The following is a 13625-nucleotide window of genomic DNA, read 5'->3' on the forward strand; positions in this document are numbered from 1 at the left end:
TGAATGTTTTCTGCAAAAAACGGCAAGATCCGGGGAACCCCGGACCTGCCTCCAGGGATCCTGTACCGGCAGCCTGTTCTCTACCGTAAGTTTAAATGAGTTTTCATGCCAAGGGCAAATGTGGAGGGAGAGCAATTTCGCGTGATCTTCTACTGCACCATGTTTTTTTGGTAAAATGATAAATAATCACTCTGCTCGATCTAAAAGGATGAAACACATGCAGAATAAAGAAGAGTTGCGACGTCATTTGCTGAAGGTCCGTCAAGAGTTATCCGATGAGAGGCGGCGGAGCGGTTCGGCTTCCATCTGTCGGAAAATAGTGGAATGGGATACTTTTCTAACATCGGATACTGTTTTATTCTATATGCCGATTCGCCGGGAAGTGGATGTGCGTCCCGCCATTGAGAAGGCTTGGTCTTTCGGAAAAACGGTCGTCTTACCCCGGGCGCTTCCCGAAACGAGGGAGATGAAACTGTTCCGCGTCGACAGCTTTGAGGAATTGCAACCAGGAGCGTACGGCATTTTGGAACCGCTTGAAGATGAAGCGAAGGCGGTTGAGCCTGAACGCATCCGGTTGGCGGTGGTGCCCGGTGTCGGATTCGATCGCAGGGGTTACCGGTTGGGGTACGGCGGGGGATATTATGACCGCTTTTTTGCCCGGGCCGGCCATGCGGTTCGCCTGGGAGTTGCTTATTCGGAACAGGTGGTTGCAACCGTTTACCCGCTGCCGCACGACCAGCCTGTCCATTATTTGTTTACTCCGGGGGAAACGTTGGCTTTTTGAGAGAAAGCCGCTTCAATTGATTATCGAAAGTGTATCAAATTGTGGTATATTGATTTTGATCTTCACCTTTGCAACAGGGGATTTGATTTGGCAATCACGTTTCAGCCGACGCGAAAGCAATGGGCTTTTATACTCAAATAATTGTCGACTTGCGAGCGGGTGGCAAAGCCCGACTGAATGATAAATTTTATGTGCGCAAATTCACGAAAATGGAGGTGCAAGCGCGCAGATGCCTGAAAATAAAATACCACAAGTGACAGCCAAGCGTTTGCCCCTTTATTACCGCTACCTGGAAAAATTGCATGCCATCGGGAAGCAACGCGTTTCATCGGCAGATTTAAGCGATGCGTTGCAGATCGATCCGGCCACCATTCGCCGTGATTTTTCCTATTTGGGTGAGCTGGGAAAGAAGGGTTATGGTTACAACGTGACCTACTTGTTACAGTTCTTGCGTGATTTTTTGAAGCAAGACGAAGTGACCAACGTGGTTCTCGTCGGCGTTGGCAACCTGGGAACCGCTTTGCTCCGGTACAATTTTTATCGCAGCCACAATACAAAGATCGTGGCTGGATTTGACCAGGATTTGTCCAAAATCGGCAGCGATGTGGACGGAATTCCCGTTTATTCGATGGACCGCCTCCAAGAGGTGATCGAACTGCACCATGTGGAAGTTGCGATCTTAACCGTGCCCGTCAATGTGGCACAAGCGACAACGGACTTCCTGGTGCAGGCGGGCATTCGCGGTATCCTGAACTTTACTCCGGCCCGTCTGATCGCACCGCCCCATATTCGCATTCACAATATTGATCTGACGATTGAGTTGCAAACACTCATCTATTTTCTGAAGCATTTTCCCGGAGAGCAGACACAGAATCAGGTGGAAATGGCGAAAGTAAAACAAATCGAGCCGGGAGAATTAGGGGAGTAAGCACATGAATGAGGAACAAGTGCAGCCGTTGACGGAACATCTGGAGGAACTGAGGCGGAGAATTATCTGGATATTGCTGTTCTTCCTGGTGATGTTGGTCATCAGTTTTTATTATTCCATCGATATTTTCCGCTATATCAAGGATCACGCTTTTCATGGATATCATTTGACCGTTTTTAAACCGGCCGATCCGATTCTGATTTATATGGAGATCTCGATGATCCTGGCGTTGGTCTTCACTTCACCGGTGATCATGTACCATCTGTGGCAGTTTGTTCGCCCCGGATTGAAGAAAGAGGAGCAGCGGGCGGCGTTGCTTTACATTCCCGTTGTCGTCGGCTTGTTTGTTGCCGGCGCGTTATTCGGTTATTTTGTTGTTTTTCCAAATGTGATGGATTTTTTATTTTCCTTGAGTGAAAAAATGGGGGTTCCCATGCTGTATGGGGTGGACGATGCGTTTAACTTTTTGTTCAGCATCGTTTTGCCCTTGGCCCTCTTTTTTGAGTTGCCCGTGATTGTCCTGTTCTTGACGCGCATCCGCCTGATCACTCCGGCGTTTCTGAACAAGATGAGACGAGTGGCTTACTTTATCCTGGTCGTGTTTTCCGCGTTGATTGCTCCGCCCAATCTGGTGTCGAACATTCTCATCTTCATCCCGCTCATCCTGTTGTACGAGATCAGCGTCGGCCTGTCCGCCTGGCTGTACCGCAGGATGGAGAAGGAAGAGGAAGAAGAGGTGGAGATGGACGGAGTCTATTAACATTAAGGCAGCCATCATTCCCGGTCGATGGCTGCTGTTTTTCTACATAATTAGATCCGGATGGGGCACACTTTTCTTGACTACACCCATTTGGAGGAGATTATATGATGTGGAGGAATTCGCATTCCAATCGTTCATCGTACGGCTGGTTGCTGCTTGTCGGCTTTGCCGCCCTATTGCTGTCTCCGTCTGTCCGTTCCGCTGTTTGCAAGGTATTGGTGAATGGAGCCGTCGGTCTCTTGAAATGGACGGAAGGTGTAAGGCAAAACATGTCCACCGGCAAAGGGATATTCCATACCGGTTGGTCGATTGAACTCGGCGGGTCCGGCCCTGTTGACCGAGGACAGCACGGGGAGCAGGAATCAGTGGATCTTGGCGGGATCTCTGCTGAAAAAGTGATTCAGTTTTTGCGGAAGAAATCGGAGAACCATTCATTTTCCATGGACGGGACGAATGAAAGAGATGAGAAAAGGACAGCCCGAACCGGAAATGAAGGTGATTTTGACCGGACCAGGTGAACAGTGAGTTTGGCACTTTCCTCGATTCATCTCCTTTCTTTTTTTGATTAATTTTTTTCCGCATACTTGAAAAATGCCGGATAGATGAATATCATAATAATTGTGTTAGCACTCATCCGTCGCGAGTGCTAACAATCGACAAAATTATCCACCTCATGAAGGAGGGTTATTACCATGATCAAACCATTAGGTGACCGTGTTGTATTGGAGCCCGTTGAGAAAGAGGAAAAAACGGCCAGCGGTATCGTCCTTCCGGAAACCGCAAAAGAAAAACCGCAAGAAGGACGGATCGTGGCTGTCGGCACCGGACGTATTGACGAAAAAGGCAGCCGCATTCCTCTTGAAGTAAAAGAAGGAGATCTGGTGATCTTCTCCAAGTATGCCGGTACCGAAGTGAAGTACGGCGAAAAAGAATATCTCATCCTTCGTGAAAGCGATATCCTCGCGATCGTGGAGTAAACAATCCCATCCCGCCTGAGATGATTTCATAGAAAGGCCTTCGTTGGGCCAAGAATGCGGCGGATTGAGCAATACGCCTGCATTAAAACACGAGAGTGTAAATTATTACCCTACATAAGAAAGGGGACGGAAGAAAATGGCTAAAGATATCAAATTCAGCGAAGATGCACGCCGTGCGATGCTGCGTGGGGTTGACGCGCTTGCAAATGCTGTGAAAGTAACCCTTGGTCCGAAAGGACGCAACGTCGTTTTAGAAAGAAAGTTCGGTTCTCCGCTCATCACCAATGACGGTGTAACCATTGCAAAAGAAATTGAATTGGAAGATGCTTTTGAAAACATGGGTGCACAACTCGTAAAAGAAGTTGCCACCAAAACCAACGATGTAGCCGGGGATGGTACCACCACCGCTACGGTTCTCGCTCAAGCGATTATCCGTGAAGGTCTCAAAAACGTGGCTGCCGGCGCTAATCCCATGGTATTGCGCAAAGGGATCGAAAAAGCAGTAAATGCTGCGGTAAATGAGATCAAGGAAATTGCAAAACCGATCGAAGGCAAAGATTCGATCGCCCAAGTAGCCGCTATTTCCGCCAACGACGAAGAAACCGGCCAATTGATTGCCGAAGCAATGGAAAAAGTGGGTAAAGACGGGGTTATCACCGTTGAAGAATCCAAAGGCTTCAACACTGAACTCGAAGTGGTTGAAGGGATGCAATTCGACCGCGGTTACATCTCCCCGTACATGATTACCGATACGGACAAAATGGAAGCTGTTCTCGATGAACCGTACATCTTGATCACCGACAAAAAAATCAGCAACATCCAAGAAATCCTCCCGATCCTTGAAAAAGTGGTGCAACAAGGCAAACAGCTCTTGATCATCGCTGAAGACGTGGAAGGGGAAGCGCTTGCCACCCTGGTTGTGAACAAATTGCGCGGTACCTTCACCGCTGTTGCCGTAAAAGCTCCTGGATTCGGTGATCGCCGCAAAGCGATGCTCGATGATATCGCCATTCTTACCGGTGGTCAAAGAATCACCGAAGAATTGGGTCTCGACCTCAAAACGACCGGACTTGAACAGCTCGGCCGTGCCCGTCAAGTGCGCGTGAACAAAGAAGATACGATCATCGTCGACGGTTATGGTGACCAAAGCGAAATCAAAGCGCGCGTGGCTCAAATCCGTCAACAATTGGAAGAAACCACTTCCGAATTCGACAAAGAAAAATTGCAAGAGCGCTTGGCTAAGTTGGCTGGCGGCGTAGCTGTGATCAAAGTGGGCGCTGCTACCGAAACCGAGCTGAAAGAGAAAAAATTGCGGATCGAGGACGCACTCAACGCAACCCGTGCTGCAGTTGAAGAAGGAATTGTAGCCGGAGGCGGTACCGCGCTTGTGAACGTGATCCGCTCTGTAGCTGAACTCGAGGCTTCCTTGCCTGTGGGTGATGAAAAAACCGGCGTAAGCATTATCAAACGTGCACTTGAAGAACCGGTACGTCAAATTGCCCACAACGCAGGTCTCGAAGGTTCGATCATCGTTGAACGCTTGAAAAAAGAAGACGTAGGCATCGGATTCAACGCCCTCACTGGCGAATGGGTAAACATGATCCAAGCTGGTGTTGTGGATCCGGCAAAAGTAACCCGTTCCGCTTTGCAAAACGCTGCTTCTGTTGCCGCTATGTTCCTGACCACGGAAGCGGTTGTTGCCGACAAACCGGAAGAAAACAAAAACGCATCCGGTGCTCCGGACATGGGTATGGGCGGCATGGGCGGCATGATGTAATCGCCCGATCTGTTCAACTCCTGCGGGAATTTTCCTGCGGGAGTTTTTATTTTTACGCAGAGGTTGATTTTCGCTTTTATCTTCCGATATGGTGATGGATGGGGTTTTTGGAAATATAAAATGTAGACAAAAAGGTAATTTTTCGGGCAAAAACTGAGACAATTCTTCTATTGTTGATAAAATGATGAGGGAATAAAGAGATCAGGGTTACCGTTACATACAATGGGAAAGAGGAGAAGGCTGATGAAGAGCAAACTGGTCATGTCCGTTCTCGCTGTTTGTTTGGCGTTTGGGCTGTCTTTCGGGCCTGTGGACAAGACGATTCCGACTGCAAACGCGTCCTCCAACGCTGACGAGGGCAAACAAAAGTTGAAAGATATCAAATCAAAACAAACTGCGTCTAAAGCGGAAATTGACAAAGTCGAAAAGATGATCGAAGGCAAGAAGAAGGCCATTAATGAGATTGAGGCCAAAGCAGGCGCTTTGAACGATCAGATTGCCAAGTTGAACAAAAGCATCGAATCCAACAAGAAAGTGTTGGAGCAATCGAGGCAGGCTTTGGGAGACAAATTGAATCGGATTTATCTGCAAGGGGACAATGGATACATGGCCCAGTTGCTCGCTGCCGGTTCTTTCAGTGATTTTCTCAAACGATACGAAGTGCTGCGCCTGATCGTGGAGAGCGATTATCAGGTATTTAATGAATATCTGACCGCACAGCAAAATTTGCAAAAGCAACAGGCGGAGCTGCAAGAGAAGCAAAAGAGCCTGAATGCGGAAATGAAGAAGGCAAATGAAGCGGTTAAGCAATATGAAGCTGAACTGGATAAGCATAAAGCCGAATTGCAGCAATATGAACAGCAAGAAAATGAGGTACTGAAAAAATATGCCGGTTACTCTGATTCCGGTAACGGGGTGTTGGGCTGGCCGACTACCCGCGGTTTTGTTTATTGGAATTATATGCAGAATCGCGGAAATCACTTCCACAAGGGAGACGACTTCCCGCGTCCGGCGGGAACCCCGATTTATGCCGCCGATGATGGCGTGGTATTGCGGGTGAGCACCTCTGACCCTGAAGGTTACGGAGTGTTTATCGATATTCAACATCCAAACGGGCTGATGACCCGATACGCTCACATGTTCTTGAGCACGGTTACCGTTCATGCCGGTGAACATGTAACCCGCGGGGAACGGATTGCCGCTGTGGGCAACAACGGGGACTCTGTCGGCGCGACCGGTAACCATCTGCATTTTGAGGTTTGGAAAAACGGACATACGGTAAACCCAAAATCTTATTTGGAATGATGCTGCTGATGAATTCAGCAGCTTTTTGTTAGAAAGCAAAGGCTGCTAATGTTATGATGGGGAAAAAGATCAAATTAAAAATCTTGAACATTCTTCATTTTGCAAGGAATGGAATCAGATAGGTGGGTTAATGTTATGTGGAAAAAAGAGATTGTGGAAGAAGCGTGCAGAAGGTTTAAAGGAACGGAAAGCACCTTGAAGTATGCCGGCGGCGACGATCAAGGCATCTATGAATATGAACGGGATGGCGAGTCCTGTTTTTTGCAGCTCGTTCCAATTGCTGCCAAGGATAAAGCCCAATTGCATTCTGAACTGCAATGGATTTCTTTCTTGCGCAGGGGAGGGGTTCCCGTTCCCAAACAAATATTATCCGCTCGTGGGCAGACGGTGGAGACAATTGTACGCCTTCCCTTTCCCTGTTGCATCTATTCCTTTGAAAAACCTGCGGGCAGAAAGGTGAGTCCGGCTGATTCGGCAGAATGGAATCCGGCTTTGTTTCGGAGATGGGGAGAAACGATGGGAAAGATTCATTCTCTCTCCAGGCGTTTTTTGGAACGGTTTGAAGTTCCTTCATTTGATGATTGGAATGAAGGGGAAATTTACCATCGTGATTTTTCCTTTATCGAAGGTCGGCTGGTCGACCGCTTTATTTCCTCAATGCAAAGAATCGCTTCCTTTTCCAGAACGAATCGTTCCTATGGAATCATTCACAATGATTTTCACCATGGAAATTTTTTGATCGGTTCGGCTAAAGAGATTATTCCCGTTCATTTCCATCGGATGAAATTCCACTTTTATACATACGATATTGCCATTGCCGTATACCATGTTTTATCCGCAGTTCCGGAAAGCTGGCAGGATGAATGGAAAGCCCGGTTCCTCGGCCCGTTTATGGAAGGTTACTTTTTGGAAAACGAACTGGATGAGGGATGGGAGGAGCAAGTCGAATTTTTTGTTGGGTACAGGAGGCTGTTTTATTATTTGTATTTGATGACCACCCTGAACGGCGATCCGCTGGATGAACGGGTGAAGAAAAAATTCGCCTATCTCGAAGAACAACTTTCCAGGCAAAAGGTTCGCTTTTAAACAGACTCTCATGCGCCAATCCGTTGGCGGCAAATGGCTTGATGGATGATCGGTCGGTCAATAATGAAACGCCCCCGTGGGAATGTTGCTCCATGGGGGCGTGTTTATTATAGATTAAAAGGCTCTGCTGTATTGGTTCGGTGCGAGATCATTAATTCCGAGTTTCTGTGCGGCATGGAGAACCCAGTAAGGATCGCGCAGGAGCTCTCTGGCCAGGAAAACGAGGTCGGCCCGCTCGTTGCCGAGGATTTCTTCCGCCTGTTCCGTCGTCGTAATCAGACCAACGGCACCAGTGGCAATGCCAACCTGTTTTTTGATCGCTTCAGCAAAGGCAACCTGATAACCCGGGAAAATGCGGGAAGGCGGGTTGGGAATAAGGCCTCCGGATGAAACGTCAATCAGGTCGACTCCCCATTCCTTGAGCAAACGGGCCAAAGCGATGCTGTCCTCAATTTGCAATCCGTCGGGATGATAATCGACGGCAGAGATGCGAACGTAAAGCGGACGTTCCTGTCCCCATTCAGCCTGAACGGCTTTGATCACTTCTTTCAACAGGCGGGAGCGCCCTTCCAAATCGCCGCCGTATTCATCCGTCCGCTTGTTGCTGAGGGGAGAGAGGAATTCATGAAGCAAGTATCCGTGTGCAGCGTGGATCTCGACGACATCGAAGCCGATTTCTTTTGCCCGTCTGGCGCTGTCGGCAAAAGCCTGAATCACTTCGGAGATCTCTTTGGGTCCCATTTCCGCAGGTACGGGACCTCCTTCACTGAACGGAATGGCACTCGGAGCGATAATTCTTTCGTCCACTTCCGCTTTTCGCCCGGCGTGAGCCAATTGGATTCCTGCTTTTACTCCTTGCGAATGGGCGAAGGAAACGATCTGCTTTAACCCTGCCATTTGCTCATCATTCCACAAGCCCAGGTCTTTGGCGCTGATTCGTCCCCGGCTTTCCACTGCGGTAGCTTCCAGTATGAGCAGCCCGACTTTTCCCGCGGCTCTCGTACCGTAATGGACAATATGCCAATCAGTTACTTTGCCATCGTCATCGGCTGAATACATGCACATTGGAGAAAGAACGATCCGGTTATTCAACGTAACATTTTTTTGCGTAAACGGGTTAAAAATTAACGACATCTGTTGCTCCTCCATTTCTTTGGATTAATAAAATTAGAGTGTGCGATGAGCCTGTAAATTATTTTATAACTAATTTTAAGTAAGTGGCTAAGGATAATTATAACATAGCAGAAAAAAATGTCATCCCCGGGCGGGAAAGGTAATCAATCACGTATGAACTCGCTGCTTCGGGAGAATCGTATAGACAGAACCGTTGTCAAAGGCAAATCTCGAAAAAATGGAAATAGTTGATTGGCGCTATCCTTTGCTTGACCGCGTTTATGACGGCTTGTTATCATAAGGTTGGTTTTTTTCTGCCTGAAAACCGTATATGTTTGGGGATACGGCCTGAACGTTTCTACCCGGCTGCCGTAAATAGCCGGACTACGGGTGATAAGTCTTCGGAACTCATGCTTCTTCATCTCGTTTGCAAATGAAGAATCGTTTTTTATGGCCGGAGTCTTGTATCGCCGTTTTGCGGTATGGGACCCCGGTTTTTTAGTATTGGTGAAAAGAGGGATGGTTGATGGAAAAAACATTGGAACGCGTTGTCGTTTTGGATTTCGGCGGCCAGTATAACCAGTTGATCGCGCGCCGAATCCGTGATCTCGGCGTTTTCAGCGAACTGCTCCCCTATACGGTTTCAGCGGCAAAACTGAAAGAAATGAATCTGAAAGGGATTGTTTTTTCAGGTGGTCCCAACAGCGTATACGCTGAAAATGCGCCAAAGTGCGATCCGGAAATCTTTGAACTCGGCGTCCCGATTTTGGGGATTTGTTACGGAATGCAGATGATCGCTTACCACTTTGGAGCAAAGGTAGAGCGCGCGCACAGGCGGGAGTACGGAAAAGCGGAAATCGAAGTGGTGTCCGACAGCCCGCTTTTCAAAGGCCTTGACAAAAAGGAAACGGTTTGGATGAGCCATAGCGACGTGGTTACTGCGCCGCCGGAAGGATTCCGGGTGGATGCCAAAACCGACTCTGCCTCCGTTGCCTCAATGAGCAACCCGGAAGCAAACATCTATGCCGTGCAATTTCATCCCGAAGTGAGCCATTCTTTGCACGGATTGGACATGATTCGCCATTTTCTTTATGACGTTTGCCACTGTTCCGGTGATTGGAGCATGAAAACGTTTATTGAAGACAAAGTGCGCGAAATCCGCGAACAGGTGGGTGACCAAAAAGTATTGTGCGCTTTGAGCGGCGGTGTCGATTCTTCCGTGGTGGCCGCATTAATTCATAAGGCGATCGGGGATCAGCTCACCTGCATGTTCGTCGATCACGGCTTGCTCCGCAAAGGAGAAGCAGAAAGCGTCGTTGAGACATTCGGGAAAAATTTCAAGATGAATCTGGTGAAAGTGGATGCAAAAGACCGCTTCTTGAGCAAGCTCAAAGGCGTTACCGATCCTGAACAGAAACGGAAAATCATCGGGAATGAGTTTATCCGGGTCTTTGAGGAAGAGTCGGCCAAATTCGGAGACCACCGCTTCCTGGGGCAAGGAACATTATATACGGATATTATCGAATCGGGCACAGAGACGGCCCATACGATCAAATCGCACCATAACGTGGGCGGATTGCCGGAAGATATGAAAATGGAATTGATCGAGCCGCTCAATACGCTGTTTAAGGACGAAGTGCGCCAAGTGGGGCTTGATCTTGGCCTGCCGGAAGAAATTGTCTGGCGCCAGCCTTTCCCGGGACCGGGGCTCGGCATTCGCGTGATTGGTGAAGTGACAGAAGAAAAATTGCGTATCGTTCGCGATTCGGATGCGATTCTGCGCGAAGAGATTAAAAAAGCGGGATTGGATCGGGAGATTTGGCAGTATTTCACCGCACTTCCCGATTTTCGCAGCGTGGGTGTGATGGGAGATGTACGGACCTATGCCTATACGGTGGGGATTCGCGCGGTAACTTCCATTGACGGGATGACAGCGGATTGGGCCCGGCTTCCCTTTGACCTGTTGGAGCGGATTTCCAACCGCATCATTAACGAGGTGGATGATGTGAACCGCGTGGTTTACGATATCACTTCCAAACCGCCATCAACCATCGAATGGGAATGATCGAAAAGGGGAGACAATATGACAACCATTGCCAAATACTTCCGTTTTGACGAGCACAAAACCAACTTGAAAACGGAGATTTTAGCGGGCGTCACCACATTTTTCACGATGGCGTACATCTTGTTGCTGGCTCCGTCACTTTTGGGCAAAGCGGGCATGAACCTGGGAGCGGTCTTTATGGGGACTGCTCTCTCGGCCATCGTCGGCACGTTTTTGATGGGGGTTGTCGCCAACTATCCAATTGCGTTGGCACCGGGGGTCGGGTTATTATCTTACTTTGCGTTTACGGTTGTTCTGGGAATGAAGATTCCGTGGCAACAGGCTCTCGGTGCAGTTTTTATTTCCGGGGTCGTTTTCTTTTTGCTGACCGTTACCAAGATTCGCGAAATGATTATCAATTCGATGCCGGTAACATTGAAATATGCCGTTTCGTCAGGAATCGGGCTTTTTATCGCCTTTATCGGGTTTAAAAATGCTGCCATCATTATTCCTTCTTCGGCTACTTTTGTTTCCCTGAATCCGGCGATTCAAAAACCGGAAATTTTGCTGACACTGTTCGGGCTGCTGATTACGGTCATCCTGATGGTTCGCCGGGTGAAAGGGGCGATTTTTATCGGCATGATCGTGACGGCGGTCGTTGGCATGTTCACCGGGCAAGTGAAGATCCCGTCCCATGTTTTCTCCATGCCGCCGAGCGTGGCACCGACCTTTATGCATCTGGATTTAAAAGGTGCCTTCGATCTGGGAATTTTTACGATCGTCTTCTCATTTCTGTTTGTGGATTTGTTTGATAATGCCGGAACATTGGTCGGTGTGGCTAGTCAGGCCGGTCTGCTGAAAGAGAATAAACTTCCGCGGGCGGGGCGTGCTTTGCTGACCGATTCGATTGCCACGATGGTGGGAGCCGTCTTTGGCACCTCCACAGTCACTTCGTATATCGAATCGACCGCTGGAGTCGCTTCTGGAGGACGAACCGGCATGACATCGGTTACGACAGCGCTGTGCTTTGCAGTCTCCATTTTTTTCTTTCCGATCGTGGAGACACTTGCTTCCGTGCCGGCGATCACCTCTCCGGCTTTGATCATCGTCGGGGTGCTGATGGCGGGGAATTTGCGAAAAATTGAATGGGATTCCTTCTCTGATGCAGTCCCCGCTTTTATCACCATGATTCTGATGCCTCTGTCCTTCAGCATTGCCACCGGAATTGCCGCCGGGTTCATCATTTATCCGCTTCTGAAATTGGCTGCGGGGGAAGGCAAACGGGTTCATCCTTTGGTGTATATACTCGGGGTGATTTTTGTGTTCCGTTTTATCTATCTGGGCGCGATATGAAATCGGATGATTTGGGGTTTGTTCGGAATATGCCGGACAGCCCCATTTTTTGTTTATCACCGACGGCGCCGAATTGGTGTATAACCTTTGGCAATCGATTCAAACTAAGGGAGTATTCCGGTGTAAAGGAGGAAATTCAATGCCTGTGCCGGTCATCCGGGTTCTTCTATCATGCCTGATCTCCTGTCTGTTGTTGCTTGTCCCGAACAGCGGCAGGGCGGAGCAGAGTGCCGGTTGCCATCTGGCCGATCAGAATAAGGAGAAGGAAATCCTTCGTTTGCTTAAGCAGAAGGAAAAAGCGGTTAACGAGCATAAATGGAAATTGTATGTTCCCCTGCTGAACAGCGGAAAGCCGATGTACATCCAGGAGCAGAAACGTTGGTTTCAGGATGCGGTAAAAGTGATGAAACCGGGTTCGTTCCATATTCATCCCGTCTGTTTTACCGAATTGAGTGAAAATCGGGTTAAAGTGCATTTGGAGCAAACTTACCGGTTAAGAGAAGAGTTTCACCGCGTCTCTTTTCCTGTTTTGTTCGAGCGGACGCGCAATGGATGGAAGGATTCCGACTTGGTTTTTGCCCGCTTGGGAAACGGGATGATTTCCGTTTATTATACGGATGCCTCCTTGCAAAAGCTCGCGCGATTGGCCTTTTCCTCATTGAGCAAGGGTGTGGCCGCTTTTAATCGTAAATACGGATGGACTCCGGGCCGGGTTGAGGTAAAGCTGTACCGGGATCCCGAGCTATTCCGCGAATCAGTGAAACCCTCATTGCCCGGGTGGGCGGCGGGATGGCATGAAGCGAATCAGTCAATTAAGTTTATCGCCGAAAATGTGGACCCGGCATGGTTTGCTTCCGGCATGATCCATGAACTGACGCACCAGTTGATCAGCGAATTGACCAATGATAATGCTGCGTATTGGCTTCAGGAAGGGGCGGCGATGTTTTATGAGGCGCATCTGTTGCCGGACTTCCATTGGATTCATTCGGTACCACGGCAGTTTCAGCCCTTGTCCATCGCCGAATTGGAGCAGAAAAGGCTGGAGCGTTTGCCGTCGGATGAGGCGGGACGCTATTATTTGAGCGCATATCTTCAATTTAAAAATCTGGTGGAGACGTATGGTGAGGAGAAGTTGAAAAAAGTGTTTGAGATTTTGAAAGCATCTCCTTATCTTGATGTCGACAGTGATCAAAAAGTAGAGAGATTAAACCGGTTGACCCATGATGCACTCAATCAAGTTCTGGGGCAGAGGTGAAAAAAAACAGTTGACATAACCGTATAGTGCTTGTTATATTATTTTCTGTCGCTTTTGCGATATCGATGTTCTCGAAAAAAAGTTCTTGACACTTGCTTTTCGGTTTGATAATATATAAATTGTCGCCGCGAAACGCGGTTGAGAAAAAGAATTTCGATGTGTTCCTTGAAAACTAAAGAGTGAAGCATGACCTGTTGATTCTTTTTGAGCTAGATCTTTATCGGAGAGTTTGATCCTGGCTCA

12 protein-coding genes and 1 riboswitch are annotated in these 13625 nt (G+C 48.4%); of the genes, 11 read left to right on the plus strand and 1 reads right to left on the minus strand.

Annotation, left to right across the window (positions count from 1 at the left end; translation table 11 throughout):
* Positions 1–217 precede the first annotated feature (217 nt).
* The 8 genes from I8U19_RS15870 to I8U19_RS15905 all read left to right on the plus strand — a co-directional run bounded on the left by I8U19_RS15870 (position 218) and on the right by I8U19_RS15905 (position 7617).
* The gene (locus I8U19_RS15870; RefSeq protein ID WP_033102166.1) at positions 218–784 is read left to right on the plus strand and encodes a 5-formyltetrahydrofolate cyclo-ligase; all 567 of its coding nucleotides are present in this window, start codon (positions 218–220) and stop codon (positions 782–784) included.
* A 229-nt stretch (positions 785–1013) separates the two neighbouring features.
* Positions 1014–1712: a redox-sensing transcriptional repressor Rex gene (locus I8U19_RS15875; RefSeq protein WP_052154411.1), complete on the plus strand. Its 699-nt coding sequence runs from the start codon at positions 1014–1016 to the stop codon at positions 1710–1712.
* Positions 1713–1716: 4 nt separating this feature from the next.
* On the plus strand, positions 1717–2472 hold the full coding sequence (gene tatC, locus I8U19_RS15880; protein WP_033102165.1) for a twin-arginine translocase subunit TatC: 756 nt from the start codon (positions 1717–1719) through the stop codon (positions 2470–2472).
* Between the two features lie 107 nt (positions 2473–2579).
* A complete protein-coding gene (locus I8U19_RS15885; protein WP_198056455.1) occupies positions 2580–2990 on the plus strand; it encodes a hypothetical protein in 411 nt (136 codons plus the stop codon).
* Positions 2991–3164: 174 nt separating this feature from the next.
* Positions 3165–3449, plus strand: coding sequence for a co-chaperone GroES (gene groES, locus I8U19_RS15890; RefSeq protein ID WP_198056456.1), 285 nt, complete (start codon positions 3165–3167; stop codon positions 3447–3449).
* A 136-nt stretch (positions 3450–3585) separates the two neighbouring features.
* Positions 3586–5226, plus strand: coding sequence for a chaperonin GroEL (gene groL, locus I8U19_RS15895; RefSeq protein WP_033102162.1), 1641 nt, complete (start codon positions 3586–3588; stop codon positions 5224–5226).
* A gap of 243 nt (positions 5227–5469) precedes the next feature.
* Positions 5470–6531, plus strand: coding sequence for a murein hydrolase activator EnvC family protein (locus I8U19_RS15900; RefSeq protein ID WP_033102161.1), 1062 nt, complete (start codon positions 5470–5472; stop codon positions 6529–6531).
* 135 nt (positions 6532–6666) lie between these two features.
* The gene (locus tag I8U19_RS15905; protein WP_033102160.1) at positions 6667–7617 is read left to right on the plus strand and encodes a phosphotransferase enzyme family protein; all 951 of its coding nucleotides are present in this window, start codon (positions 6667–6669) and stop codon (positions 7615–7617) included.
* Between the two features lie 114 nt (positions 7618–7731).
* Here the strand turns inward: I8U19_RS15905 and namA are convergent, their stop codons facing one another.
* On the minus strand, positions 7732–8751 hold the full coding sequence (gene namA, locus I8U19_RS15910) for an NADPH dehydrogenase NamA (protein WP_033102159.1): 1020 nt from the start codon (positions 8749–8751) through the stop codon (positions 7732–7734).
* A 284-nt stretch (positions 8752–9035) separates the two neighbouring features.
* Positions 9036–9137, plus strand: a riboswitch (purine riboswitch).
* 119 nt (positions 9138–9256) lie between these two features.
* Between namA and guaA the strand changes: the two genes are divergently transcribed.
* The 3 genes from guaA to I8U19_RS15925 all read left to right on the plus strand — a co-directional run bounded on the left by guaA (position 9257) and on the right by I8U19_RS15925 (position 13382).
* Positions 9257–10795: a glutamine-hydrolyzing GMP synthase gene (gene guaA, locus I8U19_RS15915; protein WP_198056457.1), complete on the plus strand. Its 1539-nt coding sequence runs from the start codon at positions 9257–9259 to the stop codon at positions 10793–10795.
* Between the two features lie 27 nt (positions 10796–10822).
* Positions 10823–12127, plus strand: a complete 1305-nt coding sequence (locus tag I8U19_RS15920) for an NCS2 family permease (RefSeq protein ID WP_198056459.1) — start codon at positions 10823–10825, stop codon at positions 12125–12127.
* A 139-nt stretch (positions 12128–12266) separates the two neighbouring features.
* A complete protein-coding gene (locus tag I8U19_RS15925) occupies positions 12267–13382 on the plus strand; it encodes a peptidase MA family metallohydrolase (RefSeq protein ID WP_033102156.1) in 1116 nt (371 codons plus the stop codon).
* Positions 13383–13625 lie beyond the last annotated feature (243 nt).

Origin of the sequence: Thermoactinomyces sp. CICC 10523, assembly GCF_016055105.1 — a bacterium.
GTDB lineage: Bacteria > Bacillota > Bacilli > Thermoactinomycetales > Thermoactinomycetaceae > Thermoactinomyces_A > Thermoactinomyces_A daqus.

What these genes read in the sequence shown, in the direction of transcription:
- groL (WP_033102162.1), top strand. Translation starts at nt 3,586, where the DNA reads ATGGCTAAAGATATCAAATTCAGCGAAGATGCACGCCGTGCGATGCTG.
- guaA (WP_198056457.1), top strand. Translation starts at nt 9,257, where the DNA reads ATGGAAAAAACATTGGAACGCGTTGTCGTTTTGGATTTCGGCGGCCAG.
- I8U19_RS15925 (WP_033102156.1), top strand. Translation starts at nt 12,267, where the DNA reads ATGCCTGTGCCGGTCATCCGGGTTCTTCTATCATGCCTGATCTCCTGT.
- I8U19_RS15900 (WP_033102161.1), top strand. Translation starts at nt 5,470, where the DNA reads ATGAAGAGCAAACTGGTCATGTCCGTTCTCGCTGTTTGTTTGGCGTTT.
- I8U19_RS15875 (WP_052154411.1), top strand. Translation starts at nt 1,014, where the DNA reads ATGCCTGAAAATAAAATACCACAAGTGACAGCCAAGCGTTTGCCCCTT.
- I8U19_RS15905 (WP_033102160.1), top strand. Translation starts at nt 6,667, where the DNA reads ATGTGGAAAAAAGAGATTGTGGAAGAAGCGTGCAGAAGGTTTAAAGGA.
- I8U19_RS15870 (WP_033102166.1), top strand. Translation starts at nt 218, where the DNA reads ATGCAGAATAAAGAAGAGTTGCGACGTCATTTGCTGAAGGTCCGTCAA.
- namA (WP_033102159.1), bottom strand. Translation starts at nt 8,751, where the DNA reads ATGTCGTTAATTTTTAACCCGTTTACGCAAAAAAATGTTACGTTGAAT.
- groES (WP_198056456.1), top strand. Translation starts at nt 3,165, where the DNA reads ATGATCAAACCATTAGGTGACCGTGTTGTATTGGAGCCCGTTGAGAAA.
- I8U19_RS15885 (WP_198056455.1), top strand. Translation starts at nt 2,580, where the DNA reads ATGTGGAGGAATTCGCATTCCAATCGTTCATCGTACGGCTGGTTGCTG.
- tatC (WP_033102165.1), top strand. Translation starts at nt 1,717, where the DNA reads ATGAATGAGGAACAAGTGCAGCCGTTGACGGAACATCTGGAGGAACTG.